Annotated in this window: 16 protein-coding genes and 1 pseudogene; 15 read left to right on the forward strand and 2 right to left on the reverse strand. The window is 59.3% G+C overall.

The genetic code is table 11. The annotated features are described in order from the left end of the window. The first annotated feature begins 368 nt into the window (after positions 1-368). From KEC45_RS18080 to KEC45_RS18115, 8 genes and pseudogenes are all read left to right on the forward strand, one after another. Positions 369-1,358: an enoyl-CoA hydratase/isomerase family protein gene (locus tag KEC45_RS18080; protein WP_252171221.1), complete on the forward strand. Its 990-nt coding sequence runs from the start codon at positions 369-371 to the stop codon at positions 1,356-1,358. A gap of 129 nt (positions 1,359-1,487) precedes the next feature. Continuing rightward, a complete protein-coding gene (locus KEC45_RS18085; protein ID WP_242774099.1) occupies positions 1,488-1,838 on the forward strand; it encodes a RidA family protein in 351 nt (116 codons plus the stop codon). Between the two features lie 237 nt (positions 1,839-2,075). Then, complete coding sequence (locus KEC45_RS18090; RefSeq protein WP_242774095.1) at positions 2,076-3,254, forward strand: lipid-transfer protein; 1,179 nt, start codon at positions 2,076-2,078, stop codon at positions 3,252-3,254. Between the two features lies 1 nt (position 3,255). Further along, a complete protein-coding gene (locus KEC45_RS18095) occupies positions 3,256-3,699 on the forward strand; it encodes a MaoC family dehydratase N-terminal domain-containing protein (protein ID WP_062186642.1) in 444 nt (147 codons plus the stop codon). Next, complete coding sequence (locus KEC45_RS18100) at positions 3,692-4,108, forward strand: MaoC/PaaZ C-terminal domain-containing protein (RefSeq protein WP_242774092.1); 417 nt, start codon at positions 3,692-3,694, stop codon at positions 4,106-4,108. Before KEC45_RS18095 ends, KEC45_RS18100 begins: the two co-directional genes overlap by 8 nt. Further along, positions 4,105-5,622, forward strand: coding sequence for an AMP-binding protein (locus KEC45_RS18105; RefSeq protein ID WP_242774088.1), 1,518 nt, complete (start codon positions 4,105-4,107; stop codon positions 5,620-5,622). Before KEC45_RS18100 ends, KEC45_RS18105 begins: the two co-directional genes overlap by 4 nt. Positions 5,623-5,889: 267 nt before the next feature. Further along, positions 5,890-6,966 (forward strand): CaiB/BaiF CoA-transferase family protein, encoded by a 1,077-nt coding sequence (locus tag KEC45_RS18110; protein WP_242774080.1) that lies wholly within the window; start codon positions 5,890-5,892, stop codon positions 6,964-6,966. A 58-nt stretch (positions 6,967-7,024) separates the two neighbouring features. Then, positions 7,025-7,108, forward strand: a pseudogene (locus KEC45_RS18115) (IS5/IS1182 family transposase); the annotation flags it as partial. 423 nt (positions 7,109-7,531) lie between these two features. On the opposite strand, the gene KEC45_RS18120 reads toward KEC45_RS18115, so the two are convergent. After that, positions 7,532-7,684 carry a transposase gene (locus KEC45_RS18120; RefSeq protein WP_252171222.1) on the reverse strand — a complete coding sequence of 51 codons (153 nt, stop codon included), beginning with the start codon at positions 7,682-7,684 and terminating at the stop codon, positions 7,532-7,534. 28 nt (positions 7,685-7,712) lie between these two features. Beyond that, entirely contained in the window at positions 7,713-9,578 is a 1,866-nt protein-coding gene (locus KEC45_RS18125) for a S9 family peptidase (protein WP_242774076.1), read from the reverse strand. Between the two features lie 276 nt (positions 9,579-9,854). Here KEC45_RS18125 and KEC45_RS18130 point away from each other — a divergent pair, with 276 nt between their 5' ends. The 7 genes from KEC45_RS18130 (at position 9,855) to KEC45_RS18160 (ending at position 19,259) form a co-directional block, all read left to right on the forward strand. Further along, positions 9,855-11,516, forward strand: a complete 1,662-nt coding sequence (locus tag KEC45_RS18130; protein ID WP_242780668.1) for a carboxylesterase/lipase family protein — start codon at positions 9,855-9,857, stop codon at positions 11,514-11,516. A gap of 65 nt (positions 11,517-11,581) precedes the next feature. Beyond that, a complete protein-coding gene (locus KEC45_RS18135) occupies positions 11,582-12,118 on the forward strand; it encodes an RNA polymerase sigma factor (RefSeq protein WP_252171223.1) in 537 nt (178 codons plus the stop codon). Next, on the forward strand, positions 12,084-13,049 hold the full coding sequence (locus KEC45_RS18140) for a FecR domain-containing protein (protein WP_242774071.1): 966 nt from the start codon (positions 12,084-12,086) through the stop codon (positions 13,047-13,049). Before KEC45_RS18135 ends, KEC45_RS18140 begins: the two co-directional genes overlap by 35 nt. Positions 13,050-13,127: 78 nt before the next feature. After that, positions 13,128-16,304 (forward strand): TonB-dependent receptor, encoded by a 3,177-nt coding sequence (locus KEC45_RS18145; RefSeq protein ID WP_242774058.1) that lies wholly within the window; start codon positions 13,128-13,130, stop codon positions 16,302-16,304. Next, entirely contained in the window at positions 16,301-16,804 is a 504-nt protein-coding gene (locus KEC45_RS18150; RefSeq protein ID WP_242774043.1) for a hypothetical protein, read from the forward strand. Before KEC45_RS18145 ends, KEC45_RS18150 begins: the two co-directional genes overlap by 4 nt. After that, positions 16,801-17,298: an FKBP-type peptidyl-prolyl cis-trans isomerase gene (locus KEC45_RS18155; protein WP_242774040.1), complete on the forward strand. Its 498-nt coding sequence runs from the start codon at positions 16,801-16,803 to the stop codon at positions 17,296-17,298. Before KEC45_RS18150 ends, KEC45_RS18155 begins: the two co-directional genes overlap by 4 nt. After that, positions 17,295-19,259 carry a S9 family peptidase gene (locus KEC45_RS18160; RefSeq protein ID WP_252171224.1) on the forward strand — a complete coding sequence of 655 codons (1,965 nt, stop codon included), beginning with the start codon at positions 17,295-17,297 and terminating at the stop codon, positions 19,257-19,259. The genes KEC45_RS18155 and KEC45_RS18160 overlap by 4 nt, the downstream gene beginning before the upstream one ends. Positions 19,260-19,339 lie beyond the last annotated feature (80 nt).

The raw sequence follows: 19,339 nt of genomic DNA on the forward strand, positions 1-19,339 counted from the left end.
AGTCCCGAAGGGATCGGATAGAGGCGTGCGGCTTTCAGACCCACCGAGGCCGCCCGCCTCTTCAACTCTGCTGCACCGATCACCTCGTTCACTTCTGCTCACAGCCTTGACTTAGGATCAGCCGGGCCCAGGGCTGCGTGTCGAGACATGGTCATGATGCATTTTCTGGAACTGCAGGCTCATTCCAGGGCTCGATAGCTATGCATAGCCATGACGCGGCGCGACCGGGCAGCTTTTGATACCAGGCAAGCTGTTTCAATCGCCCAGCAGCGAAATCACGAACGCTATCCTAAATTCAAAGGATGGCCATAATGGCGGTGGAATTCGGATAATCCAACGATGATAGCATTTTGATTCTGCGAGGCTCAATGACTGCCCCTGTATCGCTTGTTCAGCGTGGCCCAGTGGCCTGCATCGAGATCGACAATCCACCGGTCAATGCCTTGTCGCACGCAGCGCGCAGTCAGCTCATTGCCGCAGTTGCCGAAGCTGGACGCAGTGAGGCGCAGGCAATTGCGATAGTTGGCAAGGGACGTAACTTCATCGCTGGAGCAGACATTGCCGAACTAGAACATCCGGTGCGAGCGCCCGGACTGCTCGAGCTCGAGGAAGCCTGCCGGCTCGCACCGCAACCAGTGATCGCCGTGATGCACGGTATGGTGCTGGGTGGCGGTATGGTTGTTGCCTATTGCGCCGACTTTCGGATTGCGGCGCCGGGCACACTTTTTGGCATGCCGGAAGTCAAGCTTGGGCTGTTGGCAACCTTTGGAGGTACGCAATTCTTGCCGCGACTGGTCGGCATGCCGGCCGCCCTCAAACTCCTGATCGGAGCCGAGCCAATTGACCTGAAGGAAGCGCAGGAAATCGGCTTCGTCGACGCGGTTGGCGATCTGCAGATGGCAGTGACGATGGCTCCTAGGTTCTCAAAACGCCCGATTCGCAACATCGCAGGCGAACCAGCCCAAGCGGCACTTGCCGCAATCAGTCGCTATGAAACTGCACTGGATCCCGAATGGCAGGCTCCGCAGGCAACCCTTGAGGCTGCACGCGCAGGTGTGGAACACGGACTTGAGGCTGGACTGGCCCTTGAAGCCACCTCGTTTGAGACTCTGAGAGCCTCGCGGCAGTCGCGTGTATTGCGTCGATACTTCTTTGCCAGCCGCGCGCTTGCCCGCCACCCTGAACGCGACATTGCGTTGGCGAGGTTTCGCAAAATCGGGCCTGATCGCGGCGAACTTCGCCGTGCAGCCCAAAACATGATCGATAAAGGCGAGCTAACCGATACCGCAGTCGCAGACGCGGCGATCGTCGAAGCGCTGGCGCTGCCAGCGTGGCGCGCTGACCTGTTGCTCGAGTGATATACTACCGATAGGCCGCAATTCGCCATCCGCTTGGCGGCCTGTCCAAGGCAACAGAGCCCCCAGTCAACTGCCGCGCCCAATGGACCTCGCGGAACTGGAATTGGATCAAAAGCAGAAGGAACCATCATGGCAAGCATTATACGTCTGAACAGCGGCCCCCGGATGAGCCAGGCCGTGATCCACAACGGTACGATATACCTTGCCGGCCAGATTGGGGTGCCTGGCGAATCTGCGGCCAACCAGACCCAAGACATTCTTACCAAGATCGATGCACTGCTCGAGCAGAGCGGCAGCAACAGGTCGCACGTGCTTTTCGCGACCATCTGGCTCGCCGACATGGCGGACTTCGAGGAAATGAACGCCGTCTGGGACAACTGGATCGATCGCGAGGCTCCCCCTGCGCGCGCTACAGGTCAGTCTCGGCTTGCACGGCCGGGTTGTAAGGTCGAGATCATCGTTGTCGCGGCTGTCAAGTAATCCGCCTTCGTTTCAAATTCGGCCGCGATGTAGCCTGATGGCTTTTTCTGGGTACAGCCCGCCATCGCCCGAACATTTAGTCTAATTAGATTGAGCCCCCTTTCGCCAGGGCCTGTTCCCCGCACCATCTTAAGAATGAACTCAGCCTCGCTGGACCTGCCGTGCGGCCACAAAAGGCGCTTGCATTTGACGACCGGTCGGTCAATAAATGGGCCGAAAGTACAGAGGAGAGTTCTCGTGTCGAAGGTTTACGTTGCCGGTGTCGCCATGGTCCCCTTCACCAAGCCTGGGCGAAGCGAAACATACGATCTGATGGGTGCTGAAGCGGTACGCGCGGCTATTGCCGACGCGGGAATTGCCTATTCGAAGGTCGAACAGGCCTATGCCGGCTTTGTCTATGGCGATTCTACCTCGGGCCAGAAAGCGCTTTATTCGGTCGGTTTGACTGGCATTCCAATTATCAATGTCAACAATGCGTGCGCAACCGGCTCCACCGCGCTGTTCCTTGCGCGCCAGGCAGTTGAAAGCGGCGCGGTCGATGTGGCCTTGGCCGTTGGGTTTGAACAAATGATGCCCGGTGCGCTGGATGTAATGTTTACGGACCGGCCTTCGATCCTGGAAAACTACGTCAGGATTGCAGAGCAGGCGCCAGGCGACGACAACACCAGGCCACCAGCTGCCCGGCTGTTTGGCGGTGCCGGCGCCGAATATCAAAGGCGCACCGGCTTCGAGAGCCGAAGCTTTGCTCTCGTAGCGGAAAAGGCCCGCCGTCACGCCTTCAACAACCCGCTCGCGATCTTCCGCGATCCGCTTACAGCCGATGAAATCATGGCCTCACCTACGATCTTTGGCCCCCTCACCCGTCTGCAGTGCTGCCCACCCACCTGCGGAGCGGCGGCTGCGATCATCGTTTCAGAGAAGTTCAAGCGAGCCAATCCGGGTCGCTATGTTGAGATAGCCGCGCAGGCCATGACCACGGACCCAGAGCAATCCTTCAGCAATGGCAGCCTGATCGATGCGGTCGGGTTCAATATGGCGCGTGACGCTGCCCTGCAGGTATACGAGAAAGCAGGCATCGGCCCCAAGGATGTGCCGGTGGTCGAGTTGCACGATTGCTTCACAACCAACGAGGTGCTCACTTACGAGGCTCTCGGGCTGGCGGCACCGGGAGAAGCGGAAAAGTTCATCCGCGACGGAGACAACACGTATGGCGGTCGGACTGTAACCAATCCTTCTGGCGGGCTGCTTTCCAAGGGACACCCGCTTGGCGCCACGGGCCTCGCGCAGTGTAGCGAGCTCGTCTGGCAATTGCGGGGCGATGCCGACAAACGTCAGGTTGCGGGAGCGAAGGTCGGGCTGCAACATAACCTCGGTCTAGGCGGCGCCTGCGTCGTTACCCTTTACAAGGCTGCTTGAGATGGTTGACCTGTCGGTAATCGGAAGAACATGGCCGAAACGAACGATTGTTGCCGAGGAAGGTGCCCTGCGTTTCTTCGCAAAGGCCACGGGCGAGACCAATCCGGTCTACAGCGACGTGTCCGCTGCCAAGGCTGCGGGACACCCGGGACTCCCGTTGCCCCCAACCTATTTGTTCACGCTCGATTTGCTTGCGCCGTCTGAAACCTTCTGGCTCGATGACCTTAAGGTTCCCCTGGCAAAAGTGCTCCATGCAGAACAAAGCTTTGAGTATCGGCGAATGGCCTATGCTGGCGAAGAGCTGACGATCGAAACGAAGATCAGCGATGCCTATGACAGAAAGGGCGGACTGCTCGAATTCATAGTGCGCGATATGACCGTCACCGATACCAAGGGAGACGAATGTGCGCTGCTCAAGACAACCCTGGTGGTGCGACATGGCTGACGAACCAGAAGTGATCTCAGTCGGCACCCGCTTGCCGGAGCACGTGCTGCCGCCGATCTCCCGCACCACCCTCGCGCTGTTTGCGGGGGCGTCTGGCGATCACAATCCAATCCATGTCGACATAGACTTTGCCAGGTCTGCCGGCATGCAAGACGTCTTCGCACACGGCATGCTGTCGATGGCTTACCTTGCGCAACTACTTACCGGCTGGATGCCCCAGGCCCAATTGCGTTCCTGGAAGGCCCGGTTTGTCTCAATCACCCCAGTTGGGGCGGTCGTTTCCTGCAACGGTGAGGTCGTCGAGCTTTTCGAAGTGGATGGTGAGCGACGGGCTCGCCTGAAGATCTTGGCCACGATCGGCGGCGACGTGCAAACTCTGGCCGGCGAAGCGGAGGTCGCGCTTCCATGACTGCAACCGTCATCAGTGGATCAAACCTGATCACCGGCAGTACCATCGACCAGCGCGCTGCCAAGGTGGCGACTGGATTGGCCGAGATGGGCATTGGAGCTGGTGACACTGTTGCAATCCTGCTCCGCAACGATCCGGTTTTCTTCGAAATTTCGTTTGGAGCAAACCTTCTGGGGGCAAATGTCGTACCAGTAAACTGGCACTTCCGCAGCGATGAAGCCTTGTTCGTGATTGCCGACAGTGGTGCCAAACTGATTGTCGCTCACGAGGATCTCCTTCCGGTTCTCGGCGACCATTCGTCACTTTCATTGCCGATCCTGGTCTGTCCTGTCCCGCAAGAGGTCGCCGAGGCCTACGGCAGTCCGGTCTCGACAATCGATGAATGGGCGAGCTGGCGTGACAAGCATGCCGAATGGCGAGGCGAACCGCAGATCACCCGCTTCGGAATGATTTACACGTCGGGAACCACGGGCAAACCAAAGGGCGTGAAACGAGAGCCGGCAGATGCTGAGATGGCTAAACGCATGGCCGCGCTGATGGCGACGGCGCTCGGTCTTGTCCCTGGTCAGACAATACGTACAGTCATAACTGGACCAATTTATCACGCCGCACCCAACACGTACGCATTGGTAGCGGGCCGTGTCGGTGAGTTGGTGGTAATGCAACCGCGTTTTGACGCCGAAGGGCTTCTAGCGCTCATCGAGCATCACCGACTTACTCATGTTCACTTGGTACCGACTATGTTTGTGCGCCTTCTTAAGCTTCCCGAGCAGGTGCGCTCGAAATACGATCTGTCATCGCTTCGGTTTGTGGCCCACGGCGCAGCGCCCTGCCCGCCTGAGATCAAACAAGCCATGATCGCTTGGTGGGGGCCGATCATTCACGAATACTACGGCGGCAGCGAGACTGGTGGTGCCGTTTATCACAATTCCGAAGAAGCCTTGCGCAAGCCCGGAACTGTCGGTCGTGCAATGGATGGCTGCGCGATCCGCATTCTTGACGACGAGGGCAATGAGGTCCCAGCCGGGACCCCTGGCCATGTGTATATTCGTTCAACCAGTTTCCCGGACTTTACCTACCATGGTCGCGATGCTGACCGCCTTGCAATCGAGCGCGAAGGCTTCGTCACGATCGGCGATATCGGGTTTCTCGATGAAGATGGTTATCTGTTCCTCTGCGATCGAGCAAACGACATGATCATTTCGGGAGGGGTCAACATCTACCCAGCGGAGATCGAAGCCGTTCTACTTTCCCATCCAGGCATCGCAGACGCGGCCGTCTTCGGCGTACCCGACGCAGAGTTTGGAGAAGCCGTTTGCGCGGCGATTCAGCCTGCCGACATTGGCGGACCCGATGCCTCGGAAGTAAGGGCCTTTGTCCGCAGCAAGCTCGCAGCTTTCAAGGCTCCTCGGCACGTCGAATTCCACTCCACCCTGCCTCGTGAAGACTCCGGCAAGATCCTGCGTCGCTTGCTGAAGGAACCACACTGGGCGGGAACCGGAAGGACAATCTGACCCTTGCAATCTTTGCCATCAGTGCAGCGGGCAGCAGTCTTGAAGTTCCGGGCAATGGGCGAACTGAGCATGGCTAAGGCTGTACGAGGAGCCCGTTCAATCAGCCAAGCGTCATCTGCCCGGCAGCAAGGCGGCGACGGTCAAGCGATCTTGCGCCATCCGACCGGTACAATGCCTGCTTGAGCAACAAGTTCTTCGGCCGCACGTCGAGGTGGCGATCTTGCAACCAGCGCCGAGCTTGTGACGGACTGAGGAAGGTGCACAATTATGACATCAGCGGGACCGCTCAAAGGCCTTCGCGTTATTGAATTTTCCGGAATTGGTCCCGCACCATTTGCCGCGATGCTGCTGGCAGACATGGGAGCCGATGTTGTCCGAATTGATCGGCCGAATGCGCCGATGGAATATGTTCTAGCACGCGGCAAACGCTCGATTGCGCTCAACATGAAACAGTCGGCGGACCGAGACATGGCCGTTGACTTGATCAAGCGCGCCGAGATCTTAATCGAAGGATTCCGACCCGGCGTGATGGAACGTCTTGGGCTCGGTCCGGAACCGATGCTCGCGACCAATCCCAAGCTTGTATATGGGCGCATGACTGGTTGGGGGCAATTTGGACCTTTAGCCCAAGCCGCTGGCCATGACCTCAACTACATCGCTATCTCGGGCGCGCTCCATGCCATCGGCTCTGCGGATGGCCCACCGCTGCCGCCCTTGAACCTCGTAGGCGATTTCGGTGGTGGATCACTTTATCTCGCCATGGGTTTGCTGGCGGCGCTTAGCCATGCGCGGGCGACTGGCCAGGGTCAGGTCGTCGACGCCGCAATGAGCGACGGAGCAAGCTCGCTGATGGGGTTGTTTTATGGTCTCAAAGCCCGCGGCGAATGGAACGACTCGCGGTCTGCAAACTTTCTCGACGGAGCCGCTCCTTACTATCGCTGCTACCGTTGTGCCGATGGGAGTTGGATATCCATTGCCGCAATCGAACCTCAATTCTGGACGGAGCTTCGCGAACGGGTTGGGCTTGTCGACCCGCTCTTCGACCGTCGGGATGATACCGCATCTTGGCCGGAGATATCTCGAGCTCTTGAAGAAATCTTTGCGACGCGAACTCGAGCGCAATGGTGTGATTTGCTCGAGGGAAGCGATGCCTGTTTCGCACCTGTTCTTTCTTTAAGTGAAGCTCCGTTACATCCGCACAATCAGGCCCGCGGCACCTTCACGGCCAATGCGCAGGCAGCACCCGCACCGCGATTCTCGGTGACTCCTGCCAATATTGGGCAAGAACCTCCTGCCACAGACGCCGATCGTGAAGCCATTTTGCGGGACTGGCTAGGCCATTAGGCGAATTCTGGCACCTTCGGCCAAGCAGGAGCGATCGATCACAGCACAGGGCTGCGGCCAGCGCGTCGATGACCGGCCGGTTTTGAGCGGCATTATCTTGGTCAATCGTATTGGTTTGAGGGGGCGGTATCCGCCGAGAGAATAACGCCCGGTAACGACTCTCTAGAACCGCTGGACGCGATGGAGGCGTCAATGCACTAACAATCCAACCGGACCACTCGGTGGGGGCCGGTCACTCGCTGTGCGCTGAACAACAGCAAATGAGACTCGTCCTACGGAAAATTCTGGTATATCGATCAGAGCTTATAAAGCGTTAGTGCAGCTGAAAATCGATAATAACATTCCAATTTTTGGTGGTTGGGCAGGGCTGTCACGTGGCGATCGATGCGATTTTAAAGTTTATCAACGATCCGGAAACCGGCGAAGGCTCTGTTCGTATTCGTTTTGGCCATGCTAGAAATGAAAATGGCGTGCGAGGGATAGTCCACGCGATCAACGCGCATTCAATACTGGTCGAATCCGACGTCTCAATTGAGCTGGGAGGACGTGTAGATGTCACGGTTCCTCATGCAGGATCGCGAAGCGCAGTCGTTCGATGGGTTTGCAGCAGGGCATCCCAGACACCCTGTTCGGCCCAGCGACGGAAGCGGACATAGACCGAGTTCCACTTGCCGTAACGCTCGTGGATGTCGCGCCAGGGGCAGCCGACCCGCAGCACGTGAAGCATTCCATTGAGGAAGCGCCGGTTATCGCTCTCTCAGCGTCCGCTCGAACCAGGCGACCACGCGCGTGAGAGAATCCATTTGGTTTTCGCGGCGCGAAAAGCCGTGGCCTTCTTCGGGATAATAAACTGCCTCGACCGTCCGCCCTCGTTCTAGCAGTCGGGCTTGCAGTGCCGTCGCTTCGCTCTTCGGGGTTCGAATGTCATTTTCGCCCTGCAGGATCAGCAGCGGCGCCTCGATCCGATCGATATAGGTGGATGGGCTGGAACGCTCATATTGTTCAGCGTTTACTACCGGATCGCCGAGCAGATTGCGGACATAGGCCTGCAATACCGGCTCGGTGCTGGCCAGCAGGGTCTGCCAGTTGAGGATGCCGAAGAGATCAACTCCAGAAGCAAAGACTTCGGGATGGCGCGCCAGCCCCATGACGGTCAGATAACCGCCATAGGATCCTCCCATGATGCCAACGCGGCGACGGTCGACATAACCGGTCGCCAAAAGAAAATTGACGCCGGCAACCAAATCGTCGAGATCGCTGCCGCCCAGATCACCTACATTGGCGAGCTGAAAATCCATGCCATAACCGGTCGAGCCCCGAAAATTTGGTGCGATGACGACGAAGCCGCGGCTCGCCAGAGCGACTGCGTCGCGGTTGAAAAAATCCGAGATCTGCGCCGTCGGGCCGCCATGGGCCATAACAACCGCCGGGGCTGTACCATCGCGCGCGAGATTGGGCGGAATCCATACAAAGGCGCTGATGACCAGTCCGTCCTTGCTGGGATAATGCACCAATTCGGTACGCGGCAGCCGGTCGCCGTCCAGCGCCGCCGGGCTGAGTTCGGTGATCTTGGCCGCGGTTTTCGAAGCCATGGAGTATGTCCAGAAATCATTCGGCTGATGACCAGCTTGATGCCGGAAAAGCAGGGTTGCGCCATCGGCGGTGAAGGGGGACTGGCCGGAGGACGCGAAGCGGTTCATTCCTTCGGGCAGCAGCAGCGATTCGCTCTCGCCACGCCTGGCGTCATAGAGAAAGATGCCGCTGCGTCCCGATGCATTTTCCTCAAACGCGATATCCGGCCGCCCGGGGACGAACCAGCCGCCGCTCTGCGGCCACGGGCTGGAGCGCAGCCAACGGATCGCGCCGGTGTCTAGCGAAAGCAGGCCGCTGCGTCTGTTCTCGCCGGGACTGCTGGCAAAGAAGGCGATGCGGTCGCCTTCGTCGGAAAGATCCGAGGCAATCGCATAGACGCCCTCGCCGCTTGGTCCGAGGGGGTGGGGCGCCGACCCGTCGAGCGGGACGAGGATCATCGCGCCGTCAGTCTGCTGCACATTGAGACGATTGGCGAGCAGCGCCTTACCATCGGGCGTGAACTCTACCGGCGCCCAACGATAGCCGGGTGCATCTTCTGCAATGAGTGTCCGGCGCTTACCTGTCGCGATGTCCAAGACCGCAAGGTCAAAGTTCGAGGCATTCGCCTCGCGGCTGCTGAACGCCAGAAGGCGACCGTCATAAGAACCGACCGCGCCGATTTCAGATGTGTCGGGGCTTGCAGTCACGTTGCGCTCTGCCCCGGTCTCGAGATCGAGCAGGATCAGGTCATACATTTCGCGGCCGCCGCTGTCAGTCTCATACACGATCCGCTTCCGATCCGGCAGCGCTATGGGGTTCAATTGTCGATCAGGCGAGCGAGAGGCCGATCGGGGTCTGTCGCCAGCGCGGTCAAGCGTCCAAAGGTTAAATGGCCCATCAAGATTAGCTGTCGCGAGGATCGTCTCGCCGTCATCTATCCAAATCGCTCCAAACGCATCCTTGGCCGCGAAGAGTTCCTCGACGGATGGAACCAGCGGCCGGGAGAGCGACTGACTTTTGACCAGCAAGGGGTCGGTCAACGGCCGTGGAGGTTGCCCTTCCTCGCCGGAGGCGTTTCCGGGGATGAAAAGGAGGATGAGCGAAAGGGTGATGGGCCATCGGCGAGGAAATAGGCTGTGCATACCCTCATGATGACTGCGGAGAGGTTTTCCGCCATTAAGTCTGTTGTAGGGCCAGAGATCGAAATTGGCGCTACATAGAAGCGCGCGCTCGATTGAAATCCCGGATAGGCATTACGGAAGCCGTCTCCTCATGCATCGATACAAGATGTAGCTTTAGCTGAGGGGACATCCTTGATGATCGCGCGACGAAATGTCCTGCGGGCCGGTATATTTGGTTCTGCCTTTCCCTTGCTCGATAGTTCGATTGCAGTTGCGACAACCGGAACCGACCAGAAATCGGCCAAGGATCGCGTGGAGACGGGGATTATATGCGACACACCTAGCGGTAGAGTGCGCGGTGTCCGCAAGGGTGGTGTCCGGATCTTCCTCGGCCTCCCCTATGCTGGACCCCTTACCTCGGCACACAGGTTTTCTCCTGCGCCCCTTCTCGCGCCTTGGGCTGGAATACGGAATGCGTATAATTATGGGCCGATCTGCCCAAGTGAAGACCGTCAAGGCGATGAGAGCGCGAGTGAATGGCCATTCCTCCTTCAGCGCGGACCTGTAACGCTGGCGGGCGACGATTGCCTGCGGCTCAACATTTGGGCGCCCGCTTCGGGTGATCGACCAAAGCCCGTGATGGTTTGGCTGCATGCCCAAGGATTCGGCGGCGGATCGAGCCAGCATTTCCTTGCGACGAACGGGGAAAATCTCGCGCGCGAGCAAGACGTCGTTGTCATCAGTCTGAATCATCGGGTGGGCGTACTCGGCTATGCCGATTTGTCGCAGGTTGCTGGCGGAGACGAGGATTCGGGGAACGTCGGCATGTTGGACATCATTGCCGCGCTCCGCTGGGTACGGGATCATATTGCAAGTTTCGGCGGGGACTCCGATAATGTGACGATCTTCGGCCACTCGGGCGGCGGTTTCAAGACCAGTGTCCTGCTTGCAATGCCTGCGGCAAACGGCTTGTTTCACAAAGCGATCATTCAAAGCGGCGCGCGGCCCTTTGTCCATGACCGGGTCAGCGCCGCCGCGCTTACGAAAGCCTGGCTTGACGCTCTGGGGGCGCCTGAAGCGAATGTTTCCGAGTTGCGCGCTATGCCAGTATCTCGCTTGCTTGAGGCCGCTGGCAAGGCCTCAGCGGGCGTCCAGCGCAGCGCCGGTCGACCGGCGGATTTTCATCCCCCCGCTTGGTATTGGCAGCCGTTGGCGGGTGTGCCGAGCCTGCCGGACCACCCCTTTGGCGAGAAGGCGCCTGTCTCATCGAGGAGTGTACCGTTGATGATTGGCCGCACACATCATGAATTTCCGCGAAGCGTCGACGCGCCCGAAAATGAAGCGATGGACTGGGAGCAGCTCGCAAAGAATCTGTCTGCTGAGCTTGGCCGCCGTACGGACGGCGCCATCGCCGCTGCCCGCGCGGACAACCCGGCAGCCCCGCCGGTCGAAATCGCAGCGATCTTGTCTGGACGACATTTCCAGATGGGCAGCGAACGCATGGCAAGGCTTCGCGAGGCGGCCGGCCAAGCGCCGACCTGGATGTATCGTTTTGATTGGAAAACCGAGTTGTTCGACGGTCGACCGAGGGCCTATCACGGCGCCGACGTGCCGTTTGTCTTTGCCAACACTGACCTGTGCGACCAGGCGACTGGCGGCGGCGATCGCGCACGCCGTTTGTCGCGCGTGATGGCCAGCTGCTGGGCCCGGTTTGCTCGGACAGGAAATCCCAATGGTCCAGGCCTCCCGCATTGGCCGCCGTTTGCCGGATTGGCTCCGTCGACGATGATTTTCGATGATGATCGCCGCGTGCGCGCCAACCTCGAGCCGGCGCAGCGGCGATTGTTTCGGCCATGACCGACTTGGTCCCCACCGACCGGGCTATATGGATATCGCGGCATGTGCTCCCACATGAGCGAGCCTTGCGCGGTTGGCTGGCCAAATATTCGGCCAGCGCCATAAATATCGACGACATTGTGCAAGAAAGTTACGCGGCAATCTTCGATCTTGCGACCGTTGATCATATTCGTCGGCCGCAAGCCTATTTGTTCGAAATCGCACGCTCAATCATTTTGCAGCAACTCCGGCGGGCACGAATTGTCCCTATCCATAGCGTGGCTGACGTCGCACTTCTCGACCGGCCTGACGATCAGCCCAGCCCGGAAGACATTGTGGCGGGCCGACAAGAGTTGCATCAGCTGGCGGACGCCGTCGCACAGCTCCCGCCACGCTGCGCGGAGGTTTTTCGGCTGCGAAAGATCGATGGTCTGTCCCAGCGTGACACTGCAAGCGCGCTCGGTATCTCGGAGAATACCGTCGAAAAGCAGATAGGGAAAGCCATCCGCGTTCTGTCCGACATACTCGGACGTGGCGGAAAACAAAGGCCCGATGCATCTAAGGCGCGAAAAGTAAACAGGAAAGATAATGATGGAACCCCGCGAGACCAGTTCGGCGATTGAGGCCGCCGCAATCGGCTGGGTTGCCAAGCTCGATCGTGGGCCGCTGTCGGAAAACGAGAGTGCGGCGCTCGACGCCTGGCTGACCAGTGATTCTCGCCGGCGCGGGGCATTCGCGCGTGCGCAAGCCGTGATGGCGCTTGCCGATCGGTCTCGGGCATTGCGGCAACCTGACTCCTTGGGGTGGGACGCGAGGAAGTATTTTTGGCGATGGCCGTCGATCCGTGCAGAACGGTGGCCGAGAGTAGCTGTTGTAGCATGCATCGCGCTGCTGATTGGCTGGGCAGCATTGCCCGGCGCTGAAACGATTGCGACGCAGCGCGGCGAAATCCGCATGGCCGTCTTGTCTGACGGTTCACGTGCAACGCTTGATACCAAGAGTAATCTTGTAGTGCGGTTTCAGCGTTCGCGCCGTGATGTTGAGCTGCTTGAAGGCACGGCACTTTTTGACGTGGCGAAGGATCGCGAGCGTCCGTTCGTCGTTCACGCCGGGCCGATCGATGCGATTGCGGTCGGAACAAGCTTTAGCGTGACGCGCGACAGGAGCGGGGAGGCTGTTGTAACGGTCCGCGAAGGGCGTGTTGCCATCCGCGACCGGAAAGGGCGGATAACCCATATACTGACAGCCAATATGACAGCGAAGGCAGATGACGAGGCGGCGACGAGCGTAGCGAAATTGACGACAGAGGACGTGAATCGCGAACTCGCCTGGCGTTCGCACATGATTGCGCTCGATGGCGACACCTTGACCGAGGCGGCTGAAAAATTTGCCCGCTATGGCGGTCCGCCTATTGTGATCGCCGATAAAGCAGTCGGTTCGCGGACGCTTTCCGGCTGGTTCGCAGCCGACGATCCGCGCGGCTTCGCTCGCGCGGCCGCATTGTCGCTTGGCGTACGCGCTCGCGAGAAGGAAAATTCGATCATCATCGAGTGAAGATATGGCGGAAGCTTCTGCGCCATGCATCGAGAGATGAATGGGTCGTGACTTGGCCCGCAAATTGGGGGGGGGCATATGGCGAAATATCAAACAGCTTTTCTGGCAGGCGCAGCAATTTCAGCACTCGCGGTCGCGGCGCCCGCCGCCGCGCAGGAGCGGGATTTCAACATTCGCTCGCAGTCTGCGACAACCGCCATCCCCGAGTTCGCGCGCCAGGCCCGCATCCAGATCGTCGCCCCGGCGGATACGCTGGTGGGGGTGGTGACCCCGAGCATCCGCGGCTCGCGCGACATAAGGGTTGCGTTAGCCGAACTGCTGCGGGGCAGCGGTCTTGAGATTGTTTCGGATAATGGCCGGGTCATCGTGTTGCGCCGTGTCCCACAAGGCTCGGCGGCGGAATTCTCCGCCGCCGAGCCCGAAGCGGAAATTATCGTGACGGGATCGCGGATACAGGGAGCAGGATCGGTAACCGCCGCGCCGGTGGCGCAGCTTCGAGGCGATTCGGTTGTCACGCGTAGCGGTAGCATTTCGATCGGGGACCAGCTGAGCCTTCTGCCTCAGTTCCGGACTTCGGGCACTCAGGCGGCATCGACAGCGCTAGGCACGCAAGCGCCAGGACAAGTCGGGATCAACCTTCTCGACTTGCGCGGCCTCGGGCCAACGCGAACGCTGGTTCTCCAAAATGGTCGTCGGCTGGTCTCGAGCACGCAGCAAATCTCGCAGCCTGACACCAACACGATCCCCGCGGAGTTGATCGACCGCGTCGATATTCTGACCGGCGGCGCGTCGAGCGTCTATGGCGCCGATGCAATCGCAGGGGTCGTTAATTTCGTTCTGAAGCAAGATTATGAGGGGCTGTCGCTCCATGGGCAAGCGGGGATCAGCGATCGAGGCGACGCAGGCGCTCGGACGATTGGCCTCGTCGCCGGGCATAACTTCGCAAGCGACAGAGCGAATGTGGCAATCGCGCTCGAATATGCGCAGCGCGACGGATTGCGATACACGGATCGCGAATTTTCCAATGGTCAGTCGGACTTTATCCAGAATCCGCTGGCCGCCCAGGCTGGTCAACCTTTGACCATCCCGATCAATGATATCCGCTTTTTGTCCTATTCCAACGGTGGAACGCTACCTTATGGTCCACCCTTCTATCGCTTTCAGCCAAACGGTACCCTCGCGCCAGCAAACACCGGGACCGCAAGCTATCCCAATCTCGGCATCAGCGACGGCGGCGATGGCTATGGTCCGATTGAAGCCGGCTCCTTGCTCCCGGACAATGAGCGCTTCTCGGGGACTTTGCTTGCGCATTTCGGCGTCACGGACGCGATCACCCTGTTCGGGCAAGCTGATGTTATCTGGCAGCGCTCATCCGCATTTAGCGGACCGCTCATCCAGCAGTTCGTCTTTTCGAAAACCAATCCCTATCTTTCATCGCAGGCGTTGGGCGTGCTCAACGCTTATGGCCCGACGGCGGCTGGACCGGATTTTGTCGCCGTCCGAGCTCTTACCGACGTCGGAACCTTTGGTGAGCGCGATACGCGCGAGACCTATCGCGGCGTCATTGGGGCGAAGGGTGAGCTTAGCGACCATTTGCGCTACGAACTTTCCTACAGCTACGGTCGGACGAACGTCGAGACCAATTTCTTCAACAATGTCATCATCCCGCGCACGACCTTGGCCGCGGATGCGGTCATCGACACGGCTGGCGTGCTTGGCACCGTCGGTGCGATTGTTTGCCGGTCCCGCCTGAATGCGCCCACGAGCACAAACCCTGATATTGCCGGCTGTGCGCCCGCCAATTTCTTTGGAAATGGCGCCGTCACCCCGGCAGCGCGCGATTATCTGGCGATTACAACCACGTCTCGGGGCAGATTGCAGCAACATCTTGCCGGGGGCTTTCTCGCTGGTGACACGGGGGGATTTCTAACTTTGCCGGGCGGCGCGATTGGGTTTGTCGTTGGCGCCGAGTTTCGCCGGGAATCGACCCGCTATACACCTGATCCCCGTGACACGCTCGGTCGGACACAGTCGGGCGGGGCCGGTGTCGCAGGTTCGGTCGAAGTGGTCGAGGCTTACGGCGAGCTCAAAATTCCCGTTTTGGCTGACCTTCCTTTTGCCAGGCGGCTCGAATTAGGTGTTTCGGGGCGCCTCAGCGATTATAATTTGTCGAGGGTCGGAACCACGACATCCTGGGGTGTGAGCGCCTTATATCAGCCGGTGCGCGATGTGACGCTTCGCGGATCCTATCAGCGAGCCGTGCGCGCGCCCAATGTCACGGAGCTGTTTCAACCCACGCTGACCGGGACGACGCAGATCACCGATCCTTGTGATGCGCGTTTCATTGCGCAGGGTACATCTACTCGGCGCGCCAATTGTGCGGCCCTCGGCATCCCCACGAATTTTCAGACGCCGACCATTCCGATCACAATCGCTACCGTCACGAGCGGGAACCCCGATCTCGATGTCGAGCGGGGTACCACCTACAGCTTTGGTGCGGTCCTGCAGCCAAGCTTCATCCCGCGTTTCAGCCTGTCGGTCGATTATTACAACATTGAACTCAAGGGAGCGATTGCGGGCGTGAATAGCACGACGATCAGCCCATTCCGCGTGCCGTCGCAATGCGTGGACGCGCCGACCCTCGACAATCCCTTTTGCCCGCTCGTCGAGCGCGACGCGGGGTTCAACATTACGCGCGTCACGCAATATCCGATCAATCTGACGCGGTTGACGGCCTCGGGCATCGATGCTGACTTGAGCTATCGGATGCCATTATCGAGCGATGCAGGTATTTCGTTTCGTGGCCTCGCAAGTTATGTGATCAAGCGTGACGACTATCGCTCACCGGCTCTTCCCGACTTCCGCACGCAAATCGTCGAAACCCCGAGTTCGCCCCGGTTTCAAGCAACTTTGGCAACGACGCTAACGCTGGGGCCGGTGGAATTAACCCATCGAGCCCGGTATTTCTCGAGCGTATATTACAAGAATGATGACGTTGCCTTCTTTGAAAGTGTGAACGGCGCGGCACCCTTAAATGTCAATCGCCGTGCACCGGGTTGGGTGAAGACCGGCTCCTACAACTATCACGACCTTCGGCTTGGCTTTGATTTTGGCGAGGGACGCAGCTTCTATCTCGGCGTCGACAATCTTGCCGACAAAAAACCACCCTTCAGCATATACGGTGCTGGCTTCGGCGGTGCCCAGTTCGATAGCGTGGGTCGGCTGTTCTATGCCGGTTTCAGGGTGGCGATGTGATCACCGCGCTATTGTTGGCGGCAGCTTCGCCGGCCGTGCCCGACTGGTCGGGGCATTGGGAGGGGACGCTCATCAACTTCCCCGAACGGGGGGGCGCTCCGCCCATAACGATCAGTCGGGACATCGGGCCTTGGCCGACGCAGGACGCGACCTGCACGCCTTTTGTGACGACTTATCGTGAGGCTGGCGTAGTAAAGGGGGTCAAGGACTACAAGCTTTGTCGCGGAACGGGCGCCGACGATCTTTACATCGACGAAGGTGCGGTGCCCGAAGGTCCGGATGTTCGCCTCCCTGCGCGCCTTTTCGGCGACACGCTCGTCAGCATCTTCAAATATCGCGACCTGTTGCTTCTCGTATCGACGCAAACGGCGGGCGGCATCATGACTGAGGATATCGTCACTGCTAAGGACGTACCCGCCGGCGATGCCGTCGTGCAATTAAATGGCAGGTCGCTGCAGCGCCTCGAGCTTCGGCGTAGCGAGAAGGGTCACGCCCCATGATCGGAGCCGAGAAGGTCCGCCGCCTCAGCGGCTCGGCCAAGGCAGCCGTGATGCTGGCCGCCATCGGTTGTGCGAGCACTTCTCAGCCATTCGCGTTTGCAAAAGAGTCGAACTCTACCGCATTTCTTAATCGTAACGCCCGCGAGCAAGGCGTCGTCGTGCTCCCAGGCATTCAATATAGGATTCTGGCATCGGGATCACAGGATGGCGACCATCCCAAACTGTCCGGCAATCTGACCGTTCATTATGAGGGCAGCTTGCCCTCCGGCGAAATTTTCGACTCCTCTTTCGCGCGGGGTGACCCGGATACATTTAAGGGGCGTGAAGTAATTCCGGGATGGCAAGTCGCTCTGAGGTTGATGCGCCCCGGCGATGAATGGATGGTCTATATCCCGGCGGAGCTTGCCTATGGGGCAAAAGGTGCGGGGCCGATTCCCCCTGACAGTGCGCTCATATTTCGCATTCATCTGATATCTGCGGCGGCGGAGCAATGATTGCGGCACCATTCCTGCGCAGTTTGGGCGCTATGCTGCTTGCGCTTGGAGTCTCCGCTGCTGCACTCGGCAGTTCGCAGCAGTCCAGGTCGCCGGGGCGCGATATTCAAGAGGTAGGCGCGGCGCGCCTGGAACATCTGCCTCTGATTAAGGAGGCAGATCTCGAAGCCGCTCGCGCATATGAATCGCTTCGCGGCGTCAGTCTGCTCGATTGGTTTGAGGATGGCTCCTTGCTCATCCAGGCGCGAGACGGCGCGGCGAACCAGCTTTTTCGCCTGGCCGCGCCCAAAGGAATGCGGCAGCAGCTTACCACCGCGGCTGATCCCCCTATTATCGGCTTTCCCCTGGCGGGCGGTGGTTTCGCCTACATCCGCGATGCGGCGGGAGACGAATGGTACGAAGTCCTGCTCGCTGGAATTGGTACGGCCCCGCGGCGGCTCAGCGAGCCCGATACGCGAAATCTTCTGACGGCGGTCAGTCCCGACCGACGACACGTAGCTTGGGCGAGCGTCGCGCGCGGTTCCGCCGAACATGAGGTGGTTGTTGTCGATGCGTCCAAGCCCGACCTGCCAAAGCGCGTCTACAAGGACGCGGGCTCGGCCTTTCCGGTGGCTTTCTCGAACGATGGCAATCGCCTCATAATTTCGCGCCAAATCGCGCCAACCGAACGTTCGATGGTACTGGTCGATCTGGTCACGGGAACGACAACGCCGGTCGCCGGCGAGCAAGGCGCGATGCTCCGCGACCCCCAATTCTTTCCCGATGATCAATCGATAATCTATGTCAGCGATGCGGGATCGGATGCGATGCGGCTGGTCAGCCTTGACCTGCGGAGCGGCAAGCAGCGCGACCTTACGCGGCGCAGCGGATGGAATGTCGAGCTATTCGACTTGGCGCCTGATGGGAGATCGGCAGCCTATACTGTCAACGCCGACGGCTATTCCGAGCTTTATCTGATCGATATTGCAAGCGGTCGCGTGCATCCTGGCCCGAAGTTGCCCCGCGGCGTTATCTCTACCTTGCGTTATTCTCCCGACGGCAGTCGGATCGCCTTCGGGCTTGCGACGGCGACGTCGCCCGGCGATGTGTGGGTCTTGAGGCTCGCAGGGCAAAAGCTCGAGCGCTGGACAATACCGGACTCGGAAATCGCGTTGACGGATGGGTTTATCGAACCAAAGCTGATCCGTTTCCGGTCATTCGACGGTCTCCAAATTCCAGCGTTTCTATATCGTCCCGAGACCGCCAAGGCGAACGTACGAATACCGGTCATCATCGATTTCCACGGTGGTCCGGAGGATCAGGCAAGGCCCGTTTATAGGAGCGACCTACAATATTATGCTCGGTCGCTCGGCGCGGCTGTCATTCAGCCCAATGTTCGGGGAAGCGCAGGTTATGGCAAGCACTTTATGAGCTTGGACAACGGAATGAAACGCGAGGACGCGGTTCGCGATGTCGGCGCATTGCTTGAGTGGGTCGCTAGCCAACGCGACTTGGACCCGAAGCGCGTCATCGTCTCGGGCGGTTCCTATGGTGGTTATCTCACTCTTGCCAGCCTGATCCATTATCCGGATCGCCTTGCCGGAGGGGCCGATGCCTATGGCGTATCCAATTTCATTACATTTCTCGAGAGTACGGCGGAGTATCGACGGGCCCTCCGGCGGCCTGAATATGGCGACGAGCGCGATGTAGAAATGCGGAAATTTCTAAAGGCGATTTCTCCGCTCACGAATGTGGAGCGCATGCAGAAGCCATTGCTTGTGATGCAAGGGGCCAATGATCCGCGGGTCCCGCGATCGGAATCAGATCAAATCGTCTCGGCATTGCGGGCGCGAGGAATTCATGCGCCATATATCCTTTTCGGTGACGAGGGCCATGGTTTTCGCAAAGAAGCGAATCAGACGCTCCGTATCGCTGCCCAAGCCACCTTCATGGCCGCGCTGTTCAGGAGTTCAGGGCGGTAAGCGATAGATGTCGTGCGGTTTCGCTACGCCGCCATGGTTTGCGTTCGAAAAGCAGGACTAATTTCGGTAAATCCCCGATG

This window comes from Sphingopyxis sp. USTB-05, from assembly GCF_023822045.1.
In the GTDB taxonomy this organism is placed as follows: Bacteria; Pseudomonadota; Alphaproteobacteria; order Sphingomonadales; family Sphingomonadaceae; genus Sphingopyxis.